The organism is Amycolatopsis sp., from assembly GCF_035276945.1.
Lineage (GTDB): Bacteria > Actinomycetota > Actinomycetes > Mycobacteriales > Pseudonocardiaceae > Amycolatopsis_E.
This window is the reverse complement of record NZ_DATELF010000183.1, coordinates 50194-67465: the sequence shown is the minus strand read 5'-3', so window position 1 is coordinate 67465 and position 17272 is coordinate 50194. Positions and strand designations below refer to the sequence as shown.

Genomic DNA, 17272 nt, shown 5'->3' with positions numbered 1-17272 from the left:
TTCCTTGCCGGTGGTCAGTGGGCCAGCTTCGAGCAGATCGTTTCCAGTTGCCGGAGTTCGTCCGGGCTCAGCCTGGCGGTCATCGCGCGGGCCACGCCGCGGGCATGCCGGTGGCCGATCCGCCGCTGGACGTCCCGGCCGGTGTCGGTCAGGGACAGCCGGACACCGCGCCCGTCCATCGGGTCCGGCTGCCGCTCGATGAACCCGCGCTCGGCCAGCCGGTCCACCATGCGGGACAGGGCCGGCTGGCTGAGCAGGACGTCCCGGTGCAACTCGCCGATGCGCAGGGGTTCCCGGCACTTGGACAGGGTGTAGAGCACGTCGTACTCCCGCATGGACACCTCACGCCAGATGTCTTCGGCCGTGAAGTCCTTGATCAGGCGGGCGTGGGCGGACAGCAGGGCCTCCCACGCGTCGTTGGCTCGCCGCGTCACGGCCGGTGTCACAGGCTCGGGTAGTCGGCTTGCACGGCCGGGTCGCTGTCCTGGTAAGGGGAGGAACCGGTCACGTTGTCGCCGCGGTTGGCGTTCGGGCGCGGCTGCCGGGGCGGCTGGTCGCCGTACTTCGCCTTGACCAGGGCGGCGTGCGTCGGCCCGTCCGGAACCTCCGGATCGCGCTTGGCGGCCAGCTCCTCGCGCAGCGTGGGCACGACCTCCTCGCCGAGCAGGTCCAGCTGGTTGAGCACGGTCTTCAACGGCAGGCCGGCATGGTCCATCATGAACAGCTGGCGCTGGTAGTCGCCGAAGGACTCACGGAAGGTCAGGGTCTTGTCGATGACCTCCTGGGGGCTGCCCACCGACAGCGGCGTCATCCGCATGAAGTCTTCCATCGAGGGGCCGTGCCCGTAGACCGGTGCCTCGTCGAAGTAGGGGCGGAACTCCCGGATGGCGTCCTGCGACCTGCGGGCGAGGTAGGCCTGGCCACCCAGACCGACGATGGCCTGTTTCTCGGTGCCGTGGCCGTAGTGGGCGAAGCGTTGCCGGTAGAACCGGATCAGGCGCATGAAGTGCTCCTTCGGCCAGAAGATGTTGTTGGCGAAGAAGCCGTCTCCGTAGTAGGCGGCCTGCTCGGCGATCTCGGGGGTGCGGATCGAGCCGTGCCAGACGAACGGCGGCACGTCGTCCAACGGGCGGGGGATCGAGGTGAAGCCCTGCAGCGGGGTACGGAACTTTCCTTCCCAGTCCACCACGTCCTCGCGCCACAACCGGTGGAGCAGGTTGTAGTTCTCCAGCGCCAGCGGCAGGCCCTGGCGGATGTCCTGGCCGAACCACGGATACACCGGGCCGGTGTTGCCACGCCCGAGCATCAGGTCCATCCGGCCTTTCGCCAGGTGCTGCAGCATCGCGTACTCCTCGGCGATGCGCACCGGGTCGTTCGTCGTGATCAGCGTCGTCGACGTGGTCACGATCAGCTTCTCGGTGGTCGCCGCGATGTAGGACAACAGTGTCGTCGGCGCGGACGAGAAGAACGGCGGGTTGTGGTGCTCGCCGATGGCGAACACGTCGAGTCCGACTTCCTCGGTCTTCTGGGCGATCCGCACGATCGCGTCGATCCGCTCCGCCTCGCTCGGCGTCTCTCCCGACACCGGATCCCGGGTGATGTCGCTGACCGAGAACACTCCGAACTGCATGGTGCCGTCTCCTTCGCCCTCAACTCTATGCGTTTGCATGGAGCTGAACCGGCCGGGGCGTCCCGCTATTCCCCGAGCGTCCGCGCGGTGTGGTGATGGACACGGTGTGGGTGTCAGCGGGCGTCGAGGCATGCCTCGCGGACGAACTCGTCCGGTCCGGTGGGCAGCACGAAGTGGTCTGTCAGCGAGGTCAGCGCTGCCGCCGCCATGAGGTGGCCGAGACGCAGTCGCACGTGCTGGGGCAGGTCGTGGAGCATCCCGTGCAGCCAGCCGGCGGCGAAGGCGTCGCCGGCCCCCACCGGTTCGACGACGTCGACCGTGCGTGCGGGCACCACGGTCTCTTCGGTACCGGCGAAGGAAACCGCCTCCCGTGGGCCGTCCTTGACCACCAGGGTTCCGGGAGCGGACAGCAGGTCCCGCGTCTCCCGCGCGCTGCGCACACCCCACAGGCTTTCCGCCTCGTCGAGGCCCACGAAGACCACGTCCGCCGAGTTCGCCAGGTCCAGGAGCCGGCGAGCGGCCCCGTCCCGGGACGGCCAGAGAACCGGGCGGTAGTTGACGTCGAACGAGGTGCGGACCCCGCGGTCACGGCACTCCCGCAGCGCGTGCCGCGCCGCGGCCTCGCAGGTACTGGACAACGCGGGTGTGATACCGCTGAGGTGCATCAGGGCGGGGCCGGGCGCCAGCGCGCTCTCGATGTCCTCAATGGACATCGTCGACGCGGCGGAGGACTCCCGGTAGTAGGTGACGACCGAGCCGAGCGCGCCCGGGTCCTTGAGGAACAACCCGGTGCGCATCCCGGGGATCCTGCGGACCAGCGAGACATCGATCCCGGCGGCCGTGAGGTCCCGCACGATCCGCCGGCCCAGCGCGTCTTCGCCCAGCCTGCCCATCCAGTACACCCGGTTGCCCAACTGCGCGAGGCCCTGCGCCACGTTCGACTCCGCACCGGCGGTGCGCAGGCTGAACGTGCTCGCACCGGCCAGCGACCCGCCGCCCTCCGGCACCACCTGTGCCATGGTCTCCCCGACGCACACCACCGGTGGCCAAGTCCTCGACACGTGTTCCTCCTCCGGCCCTGACCACACTGTAGTGCCGGCTGGGTCAGCTCACCGCCGTCGTCAGCGTAGGTCACCTGCCGTGCGGCGGGTGAAAGCGCTTTCCACACAGTTGCGGGGCGCGACTCAACGACGGCCGGTGAGGGAGCGGAGGAAGAAGGTCAGGTTGGCCGGACGCTCGCCCAGGCGGCGCATGAAGTATGGATACCACTCGGTGCCGTACGGCAGATACACCCGTAACCGCAGGCCGTTGCGCGCCAGTTCGGCCTGCAGGGCCGGGCGGACGCCGTACAGCATCTGGAGTTCGTAGTCGTCCCTCGAACGCCCGGCCTGATCCGCCAGCCGCATCGCGATCTCGAGCAGGCGGGAATCGTGGGTGGCGACCATGGGGTGGCCCTGGCCGCTCATCAGGACTTTCAGGCACCGTACGTAGGAAGCGTCCACATCGGACTTCGCGCGGTAGGCGACGGATGCCGGTTCGTCGTAGGCTCCCTTGCACAACCGGATCCTCGAGTTCGGCCCCGCCAGGTCCGCACAGTCGCCCTCGGTCCGCTTGAGGTGGGCCTGCAGCACCGTTCCCGTGTCGCGGAAGTCGGCGCGCAGGGCCTGGACGATGGACAGGGTCGAGTCGGTGGTCGTGTGGTCCTCCATGTCCACCGTGACCATGGTGCCCGCCGCCGCCGCGGCCTCGCAGATCCGCCAGGTGTTCGCCAGCGCGATTTTCCCGCCGTCGCCGGGCAGGGCCTGACCGAGGGCGGACAGCTTCACCGAAACCTCCGCGCGCTCGCCCAACCCCTCGTCGGCGAGCCGCCGCAGCAGGGTGCGGTAGGACTCGACCGCCTGTCCGGCTTGCGCGCGGGAGTGGGTGTCTTCGCCGAGGTGGTCGAGCGAGATCAACCGGTCGGCGGCGAGTTCGCGGGCGACGGCGATGGCATCGCCCGTGGTGGGGCCGGCGACGAAACGATCGACGACCGGCCGCACCAGGGGAGTGCGCTCGGCCAGGTCACGGCAGTTCGCGGAGCGGGAGGCGGTGATCAGCGCGGAGCGCAGCATGACGGATGCCCTTCTGGATCGTGTTTCGAAGCGGAGACGCTTGCGGTGAGGCGCGGAACCTCTTCCGCCACCCAAACCACTTCAAAGCAGTGCTCAGCGTTGGTGGGGGTAGCCGACCGAGGTCGGCGGGCGGAGGTTCTCCTTGATGGTGCGCGGGCTCACCCAGCGCAGCAGGTTGTGGACCGACCCCGCCTTGTCGTTCGTGCCCGACGCTCGCGCGCCGCCGAACGGCTGCTGCCCGACGACCGCTCCGGTCGGCTTGTCGTTGACGTAGAAGTTGCCGGCGGCGAACCGCAGCGCCTCACTCGCCCGCAGTACCGCCGCGCGATCGTTCGCGATCACCGCACCCGTCAGCCCGTACGGTGTGCCTTGGTCCACCAGCCGCAGGACCTGGTCGAATTCGCCGTCGGAGTAGACATGCATGGCAAGGATCGGACCGAAGAACTCGGTGGTGAACACCTCGTGTGCCGGATCGTGGCCGACGATCACGGTCGGCCGCACGAAGAAGCCCCGGGTGTCGTCCGCCGCGCCGCCGGCCATGACCTCCACAGAGGACGAGTGGCGGACGGCGGTCAGCGTGTCCGTAAGGCGGGCGAAGGAACGCCGGTCGATCACCGCACCCAGGAAGTTCCGGAAATCGGTGACATCTCCCATCGGTAGCGAGTCCACTTCGGACAAGAGGTCGTCCTTCAGGCGGGACCACACCGACCGCGGCACGAACGCGCGAGAGGCCGCCGAGCACTTCTGGCCCTGGTACTCGAACGAGCCGCGGATCAGGGCGGTGCGCAGCACGTCCAGATCCGCCGACGGATGCGCGACGACGAAATCCTTCCCACCGGTTTCCCCCACCAGCCGGGGATAGCCGTGGTAGGTCGCGATGTTCGCGCCCACGGTGGACCACAGGTGCTGGAAGGTCCTGGTGGAACCGGTGAAGTGAAGCCCGGCCAGTGCCGGATCGGCGAGCGCGACGTCCGAGACCGCGCGCCCGTCGCCGGTGACCAGGTTGATCACGCCGGGCGGCAGACCTGCCTCCTCGAGCAGGCGCAACGTCAGGTGCGCGGCCAGCCCCTGGGTCGGCGAGGGCTTCCAGACGACGGTGTTCCCCATGAGCGCGGGGGCGGTGGGCAGATTGCCCGCGATCGCGGTGAAGTTGAAGGGTGTGATCGCGTAGACGAAGCCCTCCAGGGGCCGGTAGTCCAGGCGGTTCCACGTCCCTGCCGCGCTTTCCGGCTGCCCGGCGTGGATCTGGCGCGCGTAGTGCACGTTGAACCGCCAGAAGTCGGCCAGTTCGCACGCGGAGTCGATCTCGGCCTGGATCGCGGTCTTCGACTGGCCGAGCATGGTCGCCGCGTTGAGGGTGTCGCGCCACGGGCCGGACAGCAGGTCCGCCGCCCGCAGCAGGATGGCCGCCCGCTCGTCGAACGGGATCCGCCGCCAGTCCGGGGCGGCGCGCAGCGCGGCGGCGACCGCGGCCTTCGCGTCGGCGTGCGTCGCGTTCGCGGTCGTGCCCAGCACGTGCCCGTGGTTGTGCGGCTGCACCACGTCGATCGGGGTGCCGCCGGCCATGCGCCGCTCACCGTCGATGGTCATGGTCAGTTCGAACTGGGTGGCCGACAGTTCGGCCAGCTTCGCGGTCAGGCTTTTCCGTTCCGGGGAGCCGGGGGCGTAGTCCCGCACGGGTTCGTTCGCCGGTGCGGGCGGGTGGGTGATCGCGTCCATACCTGCGGAGGCTAGGTGTCCACGGCCGTGGGCGGATTGGCTGATCAGCTAAAGTTGACGGCTTCAAGCTGTGCGATTGGACAACTGACATGGACATCCCCGGCGTTACCCTGCGCCGCCTGCTCGCGTCGGTCGGCGAGCAGTTCCTCGAGTTGCGCGCGGGCAGTATGGACGTGCGTGTGCGCGGCGTCGCGATCCTCGATCCGGGCGACGAGCCCATGGCGTGCCCAGGTGAGTTGGTACTGGTCATCGGCGCTCGCGGCCGGGAGGCGCTGCGCGTGGCGGAGAGGGCCGGGGCGCCGGCCGTCGCCGTCAGGCCCGCTGGCGAGGATCTTTCCGCCGCGGCCCGCGATGCCGGCGTCGCCCTGCTCACCGTGCCTGGGCAGGTGCGCTGGGACCAGTTGCAGGCGCTGATCCGCCAGGTGCTCGACGACGCGGCGCTCGCGGCCGCCGCCGACCTCGGCCACGGCGACCTGTTCGCGCTCGCGGAAACGGTCGCGACCCTCACCGCCGGGAGCGTCAGCATCGAGGACGCGGCCAATCGCGTGGTGGCCTACTCCCGGTCCGACGACGACATCGACGAACTTCGCCGCCGGACGATCCTCGGCTGGGAAGGGCCGGGGGAGTACCTCGCACTGCTCCGCGAATGGGGTGTCTACCAGCGCCTGCGGTCGGCCGAGGAAGTCGTGCACGTCGAGCAGCGGCTCGAACTGGGCATCCGGCGCCGCCTCGCGATCGGCATCCGTGCCGGCACTCAGCACCTGGGCGCGATCTGGGTGCAGGAGGGCCGCCGGCCGTTCGCCGACCAGGCGGAGTCCGCGGTGCTCGGCGCGGCCCGGATCGCCGCCGTACACCTGCTGCGGCGTCGTGGGTCCCCGGGCCTCCGGTCGGGCGAGGACCTGATCGAGGGTCTGCTGGAAGGCCGGACCAGCGCGGACCTCGTCGCCGGTCAGTTCGGCCTCGACCCGGCGGCCTCGGCGATCGTGCTGGTGTTCGCGGTCCGCGAGATCGAGCCCGACCGTCCCGCACACGAACTGCACCGGCTCGAACTGTCCACTGTGGTCTCCGTGTACGTGACGTCGTACCGGCGGGGCGCGCTCGTCGGCACGATCGGGCCGCGGGTCTACGCGGTGCTGCCGGAGGTGGCGCGCCGCCGGGCGGAACCGGCGCTGATCACGCTCGCGCGGCAGGTCGTCGGCGTCCTGGCCCGCGCCGGGGTGCGGGCGCAGGCGGGCATCGGTTCCGTCGTCTCGGTGCTGGGCGACGTGGTCGTTTCGCGATCGGAGGCCGACCGCGTGCTCGAGGCGATGGCGCGCACTCCCGAGCGCGATGTCGCGACGATCAGCGACCTCCGTTCAGAGGTTCTGCTCGGCGAGACGCTGGCGCTCCTCGACGCGCGTCCCGACCTGCGCGATCCGGCGGTGGAGGCCCTGGTGGCCCATGACGCCGGCCACGGCACCGAGTTGGTGACTTCGTTGCTGGCGTACCTGGACGCGCTCGGCGATGTCCGCGCGGCCGCGACGCGGCTGCACATCCATCCCAACACGCTGCGCCACCGGATCCGCCGCGCCACCGCGCTCGGCGGTATCGACCTCGACGACCCTCGCGCGCGCCTGTTCTGCCACCTCCAGATCCTGCTCGCCCGCCGAAGCTGACTGTCCACAGTGGATTTTATCGGCCGTGCAGGGCGCTGCCCGCCTGCCAGTCGGCCCAGTTGAGTTCCCAGTCGCCGTAGGTGTCGTAGATCGGCAGGATCGGGCCACCGGAGTTGGTCACTTCGACGACATCCCCGAGGCCGAACTGGCCGAAGAACGCCTGGGCGTTTTCGGGGCTGAGGTTCACGCAGCCGTGCGAGACGTTGGTGCTGCCCTGCTGGCCGACCGTGTTCGGGTTCTCGTGCACGAACTCGCCGTCGTTGGAGATCCGTTCCGCCCAGTACTCGGTGGACTTGTAGGCGCCGGGCGCGGGCGGGCACACGCCGTAGGTGCAGGAGTCCATGACGACCTGCTGCTGCTTGTCGGAGATCACGTGCGGCCCGACGTGGGTCGGGGTCGCGTCCTTGCCGAGGCTGATCGGCATGGTGCCGACCACGGCGCCGTTGTGCACGATCTGCATCTGGTCGGTCTGGCCGTCGGCCTTGGCGACCCACGAGTCGTGGATCTTGTAGGTGGCCGAGCGATCGGTCTTGCCGTACACGCCCGAGCCCACATTGACCCCGTAGAGGTTGATGTCGAGCTTGATGGTGGTGCCGGCCTGCCAGTACACCGGAGGCCGGTAGTGGACGGTCTTGTCGTCGATCCAGTGCCAGCTGCCCTGCTGAGGGGGATTCGTCGTCACCGTCAGGGCCTTCTCGACCGTTGCCCGGTCGGTGATCTTCTGGTCGAAGGACACACCGATGATCTGGCCGACCCCGAAGGTCGCCCCGGGCGACGGGGGAGCGGGAGTCATCGCCGGGTACGCCTGCGCGGCCGGAGTCAGGGTCTTGACGGTGGCCTCTTGTTCGACCTGCTTGCCGTCCGTGCCCACGGCGTCGGCCACGACGTTGTAGGTGGCGGCGTAGCCGAGTTCCCCGCTGGAGGTCCAGCTCGAGCCGTCCACGGTGAGCACGCCGTCGACCGTGTTGCCCTTCGCCGCGTTGGTCACGGTGACCTTGGTCAGCTTGCCCTGGGCCACCCTGACCACGATCGGGGTTTTCGGATTGAGGTCGGTCGTTCCCCCTACCGGGATGCTCACCTGGGCCACGGGCGCGGCCGCCGCGCTGGTCGCCGGGGCGCCGGCGGTTCCGTTCACCTGCGACGTGCAGGCGCCGGCCGCCAGCGCGGGCAGGACCACGGCGACCAGGAAGCGGGAGCGATTGCGGGTCACGGTCGGACGGACGGGCATACGGTTCCTCTTCGATGCTGGCACTCTCGCTCAGACGCGGCAGAAGCCGCAGCGTTGCTTTCCGGATCAGAGCATGCCCATATCTTCGTGATCGAAACGCACACGGCTCACTGGGTGAGGCTGCCGGAGCCGGACGACGTTCCAGGGCCGGAAGGCAGCACGACTCGCAGCGTGGCGTCATCGAGCGATACTTTTCGGCGGTTCGGAGCGTCGCGCGGTCAGGCCGGTCTACCGGTTGGGCGCGCGGAGGTCGTCATCGGCCGGCGTTCACGCCTCCGCGGTCCGCGACGCCTCGATCCGCGACACCTCGGAAAACATGGGCAGATCGGCGGTCAGTACCACGGGAGATGACCGTGAACAGGACGAGATCTCCGGTGGTGTCGTCGTGCGTGTCAACCGAGTCCACCACGGGTACATCGCCGTGCCGGAGGTTTCGTCACGCGGCGAATCGAGCATAGTGCGCAAAACGGTCCCCTTCGCCAGGATTACGGTTTTGGCTGCGGGTGGAAGATCGTCTGGCGCCAGGTGGGCCTGCTCGGTTCCGAGCGGATGGGCGCGGTTGACCAGCTGAGCTTGGCAAGTCGCCGTGGGGCGGTCGGTGTGGTGTCATCGGCGTGGCGCAGGAGCGAAATCAGGAGGTTGCCGACGGCGGCGACGTTGTACTCGTCCTCAATGCCGCGCGGATGCCGCGCGGCGCGACGAGCCGGCCGGAAGGCGCTTCCCCTGGCGCGGGCAGTGATCGCCGTACTCGTGTGTGATTTGTGCCCGAGTTGCCAGGGGTCGTCCCGCTACGCCACCCGCTGGTCCATCGAAGTGATGTTCTTCGACGTCAAGAACATCCTCGGCGCCGGGCACGCCAGGACGGCGCCACCCAGCGCCGCGCCTCCACGCCCTGGTTCCGGACCAAGACCGAACCCTCCACCCTGGACATACTCACCAAGTTCAGCCGACAGGTCAGTCGGGTAGGACCGGCGGGTTGCCCCGCCGATCCCCCCTCAGAACCGTGCGTGCCACTCGTCGTGGCGCACGGCTCAGGCAAGCCACAGGGGCGACTCAGGTTCGTTGTGCTGTGTTCCTACGTTGGCGGGCGAGGTGTCCGCGGTGGCAGGAGGCGTGTACGAGGCGGGTGGTCGAGGCGTGGTGGTGGCGTCGGCGATGAGGTGTTTGATCTCGGGGATAGTGAGCGGGATCAGGCCAGGGTCGGTGGGTGGGGGCGGTCCGGGAGTAGGGGTTCGGAGGCCTGGCTGTCGGTGCGATCGTGTAGCAGCGCGGCGGTGCCGGCGCAGACGGCGAGAGCGGCGCAGACGAGCACGGTGTGCCGGGCGATCGCGGTGTAGAGCCTGGCTTGGGATTGGTCCAGACCGAAGCAGTCCCTGCCGAATTCGAATCCTTCTTCGAAGCAGATCACGGCTCCTCGGCGCCGGGCGCTTTGTTGCGCGGCCAGTCCTTGCTCACCCACCTCTCGATCGCCTCGTCGTTGCGTTCTACCGCGCGGCGGGCCGGGCGTTGCCGGGCCCATCCCCACCGCTGCCGCAGGATCGTCCGGGTCTGCGTCGGTGAATACCGCACCCCGTTATCCGTTCGATCACCTCGGCCCCACGCGCCAGGGTCCACATACCGGTCGGGTACCCGTTCGCTTTCGGCCCGTCCGTGAGTGCCGCTTCCACCTCGGCCAACTGCCCCTCCGACAACCCGGCGCTCACGTCCAGCCCAACCCCACACCATTTCCATCGGGTCGCGGCCGTGAGCGTAACCGGGCGGTCGCTCAACGATCAGCCAGCGCCGCCGAGGACGCCAGCCACGCCTTCATGTCCTCCCAGCGATAGACGGAAAACCCACCCAGACCAACCTCACCGGCCGCCCGCCCGGCCCGCGCCCGGCAACGCCCTCCCGCCCACCAACCAGCCAGTCCCGATGCCACCGCGACGCCGTCTGTGCCGAAACCCCAACTCCTGGCGCAAGAACTCCCATGGGATCCTGGTGTAGAGGGCGAACAGGGTGCCGCGCAACACCTTCCGATTGTCCAACCGCCGACGCCCGGCATGGTCCCGGCGCCGGGACACCACCGGCAACAACGGTTCGATCCGCGCCCGCAAGCCATCCGACGCGATCCACGGACGCTGCTGACCCTTCCTCACGTTTCGACCAACAACCTGATCAAGATCATTCTGTTAGAAGTTCTCTGCGCGAGGAAAGCGGCCCGCCGGTTCGTGGACGGTCCACCAGGGCGGCGCCGCTTGCCCGGCCCGGCGTGTGCCATCCCGCTCCCGCGCTCGCCGTCCTTTCGGGATGCCGATCGTTTCGCGCCCCGCCTGGGAACGATCCACACTGGAGGGATGGATCAGCGGGTCCGGCGCACTGTACGGGTCGAGGGCGTCGTGCAGGGCGTGGGTTTTCGGCCCTTCGTGTACACGCTGGCCACCGGCCTGCACCTCGCCGGGCGGGTGGGTAACGATGTCGACGGCGTGTTCATCGACGTTGAGGGGGCGCGGCGGGATGTGGAGGACTTCCTGGACGCGCTGCGACACCAGGCGCCACCGCTGGCCGCCATCGAACGCGTCACCGTGACACCCACTGAGCCGGCCGGGCTCGCCGGGTTCGCCATCGTGGCGAGTGACGCGGGTGGGCAGCGCCGGGCGCTTGTCTCCGCTGACAGCGCGACTTGCGCCGACTGCCTGCGTGAGTTGGACGATCCGCGCGACCGGCGGTTCGGCTACCCCTTCCTCAACTGCACCAACTGCGGGCCGCGGTTCACCATCGTCCGGGACGTGCCCTACGACCGGCCGCTGACCACGATGTCCGCGTTCACCATGTGCGGCGACTGCGCGGCCGAGTACCACGACCCGGCCGACCGGCGGTTCCACGCCCAGCCGACCTGCTGCCCCGCCTGCGGCCCCCGGTCGCGGCTGCTCGCCCGGGATGGCGCCGAGTTGCCGGGGGACCCGGTCGCGGAATCGGCCATGGTGCTGCGTGCCGGACGGATCCTGGCCGTCAAGGGGCTCGGCGGGTACCACCTCGCGGTCCTTGCCGAGGACGAACCGGCCACCGCCGAGCTGCGACGGCGCAAACACCGCGAGGACAAGCCGTTCGCCCTGATGGTGTCCGATGTGGACCAAGCGAGGCGGCTGTGCGAAGTGGACTGCGTCGCGGCCGCGTTGCTCACCGGACGGCGCAGGCCGATCGTGCTGCTGCCCCGGCGCGAAACCGCGCCCGTGGCGGGGTCCGTGGCACCCGGCAACCGCGAGCTCGGCCTGATGCTGCCTTACACGCCGCTGCATCATCTGCTGCTGCGCGCGGTCGAGGCACCGATCGTGCTCACCAGTGGCAACACCTCCGACGAGCCGATCGCCTACGTCGACGACGAGGCCCTGCGACGGCTGTCCGGGATAGCCGACGTCTTCCTGATCCACGACCGCCCCATCCACATCCGCACCGACGACTCGGTAGTGCGGCCGCTGTCCGGCCGTGAGTCCGTGATCCGCCGCTCACGCGGGTATGTGCCGGAACCCATCAAGCTGCGCCGGCCAGTTCGCAGGCCGGTGCTTGCCTGCGGGGCCGAACTCAAGAACACCTTCTGCCTCGCCAGGGAACGGCACGCTTTCGTCTCCCACCACATCGGCGACCTGGAGAACTACGAAACCCTGCGGTCGTTCACCACGGGCATCGAGCATTTCCGGCGCCTGTTCGAGATCGACCCGGTCGTCATCGCGCACGACCTGCACCCGGAGTACCTGTCCACCAAGCACGCGGTGGCGATGGCCGAGCGGAACGAGAACCTGGTGCTGGCCGGCGTACAGCACCACCATGCGCATATCGCGTCCTGCCTCGCCGACAACGGCGAAGTGGGCCCGGTCCTCGGGGTGGCGCTCGACGGTCTCGGGTACGGTACGGACGGCACCATCTGGGGCGGCGAGTTCCTGCTCGCCGACCTTGTGTCCTTCCGCCGGCTCGGCCACTTCGAGCCGGTCCCGATGCCCGGCGGCACCGCGGCGATCCGGCAGCCGTGGCGGATGGCGGTCGCCTACCTGGACGCCGCCTTCGGCGGCGAAGTGCCGCCCAGCCTGCCGTGGCGCCCTGAGTGGCCGGGAGTGCTCGACCTGGCGCGAAAGAGGATCAACGCACCGCTCACCTCCAGTGTGGGGCGGCTGTTCGACGCGGTGTCGGCCCTGCTTCGGCTGCGGGACACGATCAATTACGAGGGGCAGGCGGCGATCGAACTCGAGCAGCTGGCCGACACCGGCGAGCAGGGCAGCTATCGCGCCGCCGTTTCCGGTTCGTCGCCGTGGCGCGTGACCGGCGCCGATCTGGTCCGCGCGGCCGCCCGCGATCTGCTCGGCGGCGTGCCGCCCGCGGTGATCGCGGCACGGTTCCACAACGGCGTCGCCGACGCCGTCGTCCGCGTGTGCCTGCGCCTGGGCGAGAACACCGGGGTGCGGGCCGTGGCCCTGTCCGGTGGCGTGTTCCAGAACCTGCTGCTGCTCACCCGGATCGTGGACCGGTTGGGGAACAACGGGTTCCGGGTCCTCACCCACGCCAGGGTGCCGGCCAACGACGGCGGCATCAGCCTCGGCCAAGCCGTGGTCGCCGCCGCACGAGACCGATCGGGCCGCTGAAGCTCACATCCGCTCGATCTTGAAGTAGCGGACCAGCGCGGGGAATTCCTTCCACACCACCGCGGCGAAACCCGCCGCGAGGGCCAGCAGCAGAGCGCGCGTGCGCATTTGTCGTTCTCCGATCTCAGCCGGGAGGCAGGTTGGGCATGGCCGGGAGGATGGCGTTGTGCTTCTTGGGGCTCACCCCGGTGGAGCGGCGGGCGTCGGCGGTGCCGTCCTCGTGGTGCCCGATCTGCTTTTCGTAGGCTCCGGTCTGGTTGCCTTGGCGCACACCTTTCGTGTGGGCGGTCGTGTCGGGTTTGACCTGGGGTTTACCCACGCGGATCTCAGCCATGCCGTCCTCCGTTCCTGGCTCGCCGGTTGAGGTCGGTGAAGAAGCCGTCGACGGCGGGCCAGACCCGGCTGCCGCCGGACAGGCCCCGCCACTCCCGCCGGATCAGCGCCACCAGCCGGTAGCAGTCGTCGACGGGCACGATCCAGTGCTCGTGCTTGCCCCGCGCGGTGTCGACCAGGAGCGCCTGGACCCCGGGCGCCAGGCCGGCCAGTGGTGGGCAGCGATCGAGCACCGCCCGCCACGCGGCGGGATCGACCTCCCAGCGAGTCGCACCGGCGGGACTGGGGTAGTGGGCCACGACCGACCCGTCCGGCCGCGCGACGAAGAACGCCAGGCTGACCGGAACCCCGAGGTCGGCCGGAGAGAGTTCCGGGACCCGTGACCGTTGTTCCGGCACGAGCCGGTAGTGCCCGCGGCCCGCCGCCTCACGGTGGAACAGCAGGGTGCACGCCTGGCAGGCGCACAGCAGGTCGCCGTGTTGCTCGTCGAGTACGTGCCGGTGCTGTTCCGGCAGGTCCGCACCGCACAGGTCGCAGCGCTCCGCCACGCCCGGCTCCCGGCCGGACGGCCGCCGGATGACCCGGCCCAGCGCTCCGGTCACGACCGCACCCCCGCGCTCAGCGATTCCAGCGGGACGAACGCCGTGCGGTGGCCGGCCACCATCGTGACCTCCGACAGTTCGGGTGCGACGCCGAGCACCGCCTCGCGTATCGCGTCCCGGACCCCGGCCGCGGCGCAGCCGCTGATCGACAGCCGCACCGTCGCGGCACCACCGTCGATGCCGGCCAGCTCGACCTCTCCGCCGCGGTCGGCCACGGCGGGCCGTAGTTCCTCGATCGCGCGGGCGACCCGGCGGTCGACGGGATCGGGATGGATGTCGTGCAGCACGAGCAGGTGTCCCAGCAACTCGTCGCGGACGAAATGGTCCAGCGCGGGGGTGCCCGCCACGTACCCGGTGGCGCGGGTAAGGGCCTCGCCGTAGACGTGGCTCAGCTCCGTCACCGCGGCGAGCGCCAGCTCACCCGTTGGACCGGGGGTGGCCTCCACCTGGCCGAGCAGGTCGTCGAGCCGGGCGAGCCGCTCGGCCACCTCGTCGTCGCGCAACCGGGCCGCGTGCTCAGGCATGGCCCGCTCCCCACATCGGCGAGTGCAGCTTCTCCAGCGTGCGGCCGTGGCCGAGGTACATGTGCACGCCGCACGGCAGGCACGGGTCGAAACTGCGGACGGCGCGCATGATGTCCACGCCCCGGAAGCCTTCCGGGCCGTTCTCCTCGAAGATCGGCATGTCCTGCACCGCGTCTTCGTACGGCCCCGGGGTTCCGTAGCTGTCGCGGGGGCTGCCGTTCCACGGTGTCGGCGGGTACGGGTGGTAGTTGGCGATCTTCCCGTCCTGGATGACCAGGTGGTGGGACAGCACGCCGCGCACCGCCTCGTGGAACCCGCAGCCGATCGCCTCCTCCGGGACGTCGAAGTCGGCGAACACCCGCGTGTCCCCGGCGCGGACCCGCCTCAGGCCGTCCTCGACGAAGCGCAAGGCCATCGCCGCCGAGTAGGCCACGAAGTAGACCCGGGCCCGGTTGCGCTCGATCGCGTTGGACCACGGCGGGATCGTCCACTCGAGGGTCTGTTCGGGCAGGGTGCGGCTCTTCGGCAGGAAGATCCGCACGCTGCGCCCGGTCGCGGTGACGTACGGGGTGTTGACCAGCCCGGCGAGCGCGGTGACGTAGAGCCGGGCGAACGGTCCGCCGCCGGTGTCCAGAGCCAGGTGCTCGCCGCTGTTCTTGTCGAACCACCGCGGGCTCATCACCCAGCTGTACCGGTCCTCGAAGTCACGCTTGCGTGGCTCGGGCAGGGTCGTCTGGTTCCACGGGTGGCGCATGTCGACGGGGTTGCCGAGCGGGTCCTGCGTGACGAACGGTGCCTCGCCGACCCAGTCCTGGTAGTAGGAACTGCCGAGCAGGATCCGGATCCCGAGGTTGATCTCGACGAGGTCGGTGGTGCGCAGTTCGCCGTCGACGACCACGCCGGGCGTCACGTACGCCGCCCGGCCCCAGTCGGTCATGGTCTCGTAGCGGTAGTCGATGACATCGGGGTTCTGCAGCGCACCCCAGCAGCCGAGCAGGATGCGCCGGCGCCCGACTTCCTCGTAGCCGGGCAGCGCTTCGTAGAAGAAGTCGAAGACGTCGTCGTTCAGCGCGACGGCCTTCTTCACGAAGTCGAGGATGTCCAGCAGCCGGGTGAGGTAGTCGGTGAACAGGGTGGGTTCCGGCATGGTGCCGACACCGCCGGGATACACCGTCGACGGGTGCACGTGGCGGCCCTCCATCAGGCAGAACATCTCGCGGGTGACCCGGCTGACTTTGAGCGCTTCCCGGTAGATCTCGCCTTCGAACGGGTTGAAGGCGCGCATGATGTCGGCGATCGTGCGGTAACCGTGGATGGCCGCGTGGGGTGCCGCGGTGTTCTCCGCCCTCGCCAGGACACTCGGATTGGTGTCCTTGACCATCGCCTCGCAGTAGTCGATGAAGACGAGGTTGTCCTGGAAGATCGTGTGGTCGAACAGGTACTCGGCGGCTTCGCCGAGATTGATGATCGTGTCGGCCAGCGGCGGGTTGTTGATGCCGTAGGCCATGTTCTGCGCGTACACCGAGCAGGTGGTGTGGTTGTCCCCGCAGATGCCGCAGATGCGGCTGGTGATGAACCCGGCATCGCGCGGGTCCTTGCCCTTCATGAACACCGAGTAGCCCCGGAACAGCGACGACGTGCTGTGGCACTCGGTCACCCGCTGGTTGGCGAAGTCGATTTTCGTGTAGACGCCGAGGTTGCCGATGATGCGGGTGATCGGGTCCCAGGACATTTCCCTGATCTGCGGCGGTTTTTCCGTGGTGCGCGCCTGTTCGGTCGCCGTCATGACGTCTCCTCGTTCGTTGTCGTTCAGGGCCGCCAGCGCGGGTTGTAGCCGCTGGTCAGCTTGTCGCGGTTGTGCCGCCACCGGGGTTCCCGGTTGGCAGTGCGGTTCGTGATGCCGCGCATCCGGCGGATGAACGCCCCGTACGGCTTGACCGCCACCGACGACAGGCTGGCGCCCGGCGGCATGTCCATGAAGGGCATGAACTTGTCCGGGAAGCCCGGCATCGTGCAGGCGATGCAGATGCCGCCGACGTTGGGACAGCCGCCAAGGCCGCCCATCCAGCCCCGCTTGGGGACGTTGCAGTTCACCACCGGTCCCCAGCAACCGATCTTGACCTGGCATTTGGGCGAGTTGTAGTCCTCACCGAAGTCGCCCTGCTCGTAGTAGCCGGCGCGGTCGCACCCCTCGTGCACGGTCCGGCCGAACAGCCACTGGGGGCGCAGCAACTCGTCCAGCGGAGGTGGCGGCGCGGTGCCCGCCGCGTGGTAGAGCACCCAGGTCAGGGTCTCCATGAAGTTGTCGGGCTGGACCGGGCACCCGGGCACGTTGACGATGGGCAGCTCGCCGGTGGACCGGAAGTCCCAGCCCAGGTAGTCGGCCAGGCCCATGCAGCCGGTCGGGTTGCCTGCCATCGCGTGGATGCCGCCGTAGGTGGCGCAGGTGCCGGCCGCCACGACGGCCCACGCCCGGGGGGCGAGGTTGTCGATCCACCAGTTCAGCGTGAGCGGCTCACCGGTGTCGGGGTCGTTGCCGAAGGAGGTCCAGTACCCGTCGCCGTTGATGTTCTCGTTCGGGATGGACCCTTCGATCACCAGGATGAACGGCTCCAGGTCGCCACGGGCGGCCGCGCGGAACGGCGCCAGGAACTCCTCGCCGCCCAGCGTCGGCGAGAGCACCTTGTTGTGCAGGTGGACCGTGGGCAGGCCGGGCACCAGCCCGTTGACCACGTCCTCGATGGGCGGCTGACCCGCCGCGGTCACCGCGACGGTGTCCCCGTCGCAGCTCATCCCCTCCGAGATCCAGAGGATGTGCAGCTCGTCGAACCCGGGTGCGCGTTCGGTGTCGGTCATC

17 protein-coding genes are annotated in these 17272 nt (G+C 69.5%); 2 read left to right on the top strand and 15 right to left on the bottom strand.

Going from position 1 to position 17272, the window contains the following annotated elements; translation table 11 throughout:
- Positions 1 to 14 precede the first annotated feature (14 nt).
- The 5 genes from VJT49_RS33960 to pruA form a co-directional block, all read right to left on the bottom strand.
- Positions 15 to 434, bottom strand: a complete 420-nt coding sequence (locus VJT49_RS33960; protein WP_324169084.1) for a MarR family winged helix-turn-helix transcriptional regulator — start codon at positions 432 to 434, stop codon at positions 15 to 17.
- An 8-nt stretch (positions 435 to 442) separates the two neighbouring features.
- Positions 443 to 1630, bottom strand: coding sequence for an LLM class flavin-dependent oxidoreductase (locus tag VJT49_RS33955; protein ID WP_324169083.1), 1188 nt, complete (start codon positions 1628 to 1630; stop codon positions 443 to 445).
- 113 nt (positions 1631 to 1743) lie between these two features.
- Entirely contained in the window at positions 1744 to 2691 is a 948-nt protein-coding gene (locus VJT49_RS33950) for a sugar kinase (RefSeq protein WP_324169082.1), read from the bottom strand.
- 123 nt (positions 2692 to 2814) lie between these two features.
- Positions 2815 to 3741, bottom strand: a complete 927-nt coding sequence (locus tag VJT49_RS33945; protein WP_324169081.1) for a proline dehydrogenase family protein — start codon at positions 3739 to 3741, stop codon at positions 2815 to 2817.
- A 93-nt stretch (positions 3742 to 3834) separates the two neighbouring features.
- Positions 3835 to 5460 (bottom strand): L-glutamate gamma-semialdehyde dehydrogenase, encoded by a 1626-nt coding sequence (gene pruA, locus VJT49_RS33940; RefSeq protein ID WP_324169080.1) that lies wholly within the window; start codon positions 5458 to 5460, stop codon positions 3835 to 3837.
- Between the two features lie 89 nt (positions 5461 to 5549).
- On the opposite strand from pruA, the gene VJT49_RS33935 reads away from it, so the two are divergent.
- Complete coding sequence (locus VJT49_RS33935; protein ID WP_324169079.1) at positions 5550 to 7115, top strand: helix-turn-helix domain-containing protein; 1566 nt, start codon at positions 5550 to 5552, stop codon at positions 7113 to 7115.
- Between the two features lie 16 nt (positions 7116 to 7131).
- Here VJT49_RS33935 and VJT49_RS33930 read toward each other — a convergent pair whose 3' ends face one another.
- The 4 genes from VJT49_RS33930 to VJT49_RS33915 form a co-directional block, all read right to left on the bottom strand.
- The gene (locus VJT49_RS33930; RefSeq protein ID WP_324169078.1) at positions 7132 to 8343 is read right to left on the bottom strand and encodes a L,D-transpeptidase; all 1212 of its coding nucleotides are present in this window, start codon (positions 8341 to 8343) and stop codon (positions 7132 to 7134) included.
- Between the two features lie 1189 nt (positions 8344 to 9532).
- Complete coding sequence (locus tag VJT49_RS33925) at positions 9533 to 9751, bottom strand: hypothetical protein (protein WP_324169077.1); 219 nt, start codon at positions 9749 to 9751, stop codon at positions 9533 to 9535.
- Positions 9748 to 9912, bottom strand: a complete 165-nt coding sequence (locus tag VJT49_RS33920; protein WP_324169076.1) for a winged helix-turn-helix domain-containing protein — start codon at positions 9910 to 9912, stop codon at positions 9748 to 9750. The genes VJT49_RS33925 and VJT49_RS33920 overlap by 4 nt, the downstream gene beginning before the upstream one ends.
- A gap of 281 nt (positions 9913 to 10193) precedes the next feature.
- A complete protein-coding gene (locus VJT49_RS33915) occupies positions 10194 to 10481 on the bottom strand; it encodes a transposase (RefSeq protein WP_414636145.1) in 288 nt (95 codons plus the stop codon).
- Between the two features lie 198 nt (positions 10482 to 10679).
- Between VJT49_RS33915 and hypF the strand changes: the two genes are divergently transcribed.
- On the top strand, positions 10680 to 12956 hold the full coding sequence (gene hypF, locus VJT49_RS33910) for a carbamoyltransferase HypF (RefSeq protein ID WP_324169075.1): 2277 nt from the start codon (positions 10680 to 10682) through the stop codon (positions 12954 to 12956).
- A gap of 3 nt (positions 12957 to 12959) precedes the next feature.
- On the opposite strand, the gene VJT49_RS35575 is transcribed toward hypF, so the two are convergent.
- Genes VJT49_RS35575 through VJT49_RS33885 form a run of 6 tightly spaced genes read right to left on the bottom strand, consistent with a single transcriptional unit; the run spans position 12960 to position 17271 of the window.
- Entirely contained in the window at positions 12960 to 13064 is a 105-nt protein-coding gene (locus tag VJT49_RS35575) for a DUF6893 family small protein (RefSeq protein WP_414636144.1), read from the bottom strand.
- A gap of 16 nt (positions 13065 to 13080) precedes the next feature.
- Positions 13081 to 13290, bottom strand: a complete 210-nt coding sequence (locus tag VJT49_RS33905; protein ID WP_324169074.1) for a hypothetical protein — start codon at positions 13288 to 13290, stop codon at positions 13081 to 13083.
- On the bottom strand, positions 13283 to 13891 hold the full coding sequence (locus VJT49_RS33900) for a DUF5947 family protein (RefSeq protein WP_324169073.1): 609 nt from the start codon (positions 13889 to 13891) through the stop codon (positions 13283 to 13285). Before VJT49_RS33900 ends, VJT49_RS33905 begins: the two co-directional genes overlap by 8 nt.
- Positions 13888 to 14415: a NifU family protein gene (locus tag VJT49_RS33895; protein ID WP_324169072.1), complete on the bottom strand. Its 528-nt coding sequence runs from the start codon at positions 14413 to 14415 to the stop codon at positions 13888 to 13890. The genes VJT49_RS33900 and VJT49_RS33895 overlap by 4 nt, the downstream gene beginning before the upstream one ends.
- The gene (locus tag VJT49_RS33890) at positions 14408 to 16201 is read right to left on the bottom strand and encodes a nickel-dependent hydrogenase large subunit (protein ID WP_324169071.1); all 1794 of its coding nucleotides are present in this window, start codon (positions 16199 to 16201) and stop codon (positions 14408 to 14410) included. The genes VJT49_RS33895 and VJT49_RS33890 overlap by 8 nt, the downstream gene beginning before the upstream one ends.
- A gap of 23 nt (positions 16202 to 16224) precedes the next feature.
- Complete coding sequence (locus tag VJT49_RS33885) at positions 16225 to 17271, bottom strand: hydrogenase expression protein HypE (RefSeq protein ID WP_324169070.1); 1047 nt, start codon at positions 17269 to 17271, stop codon at positions 16225 to 16227.
- Position 17272: the final 1 nt, after the last annotated feature.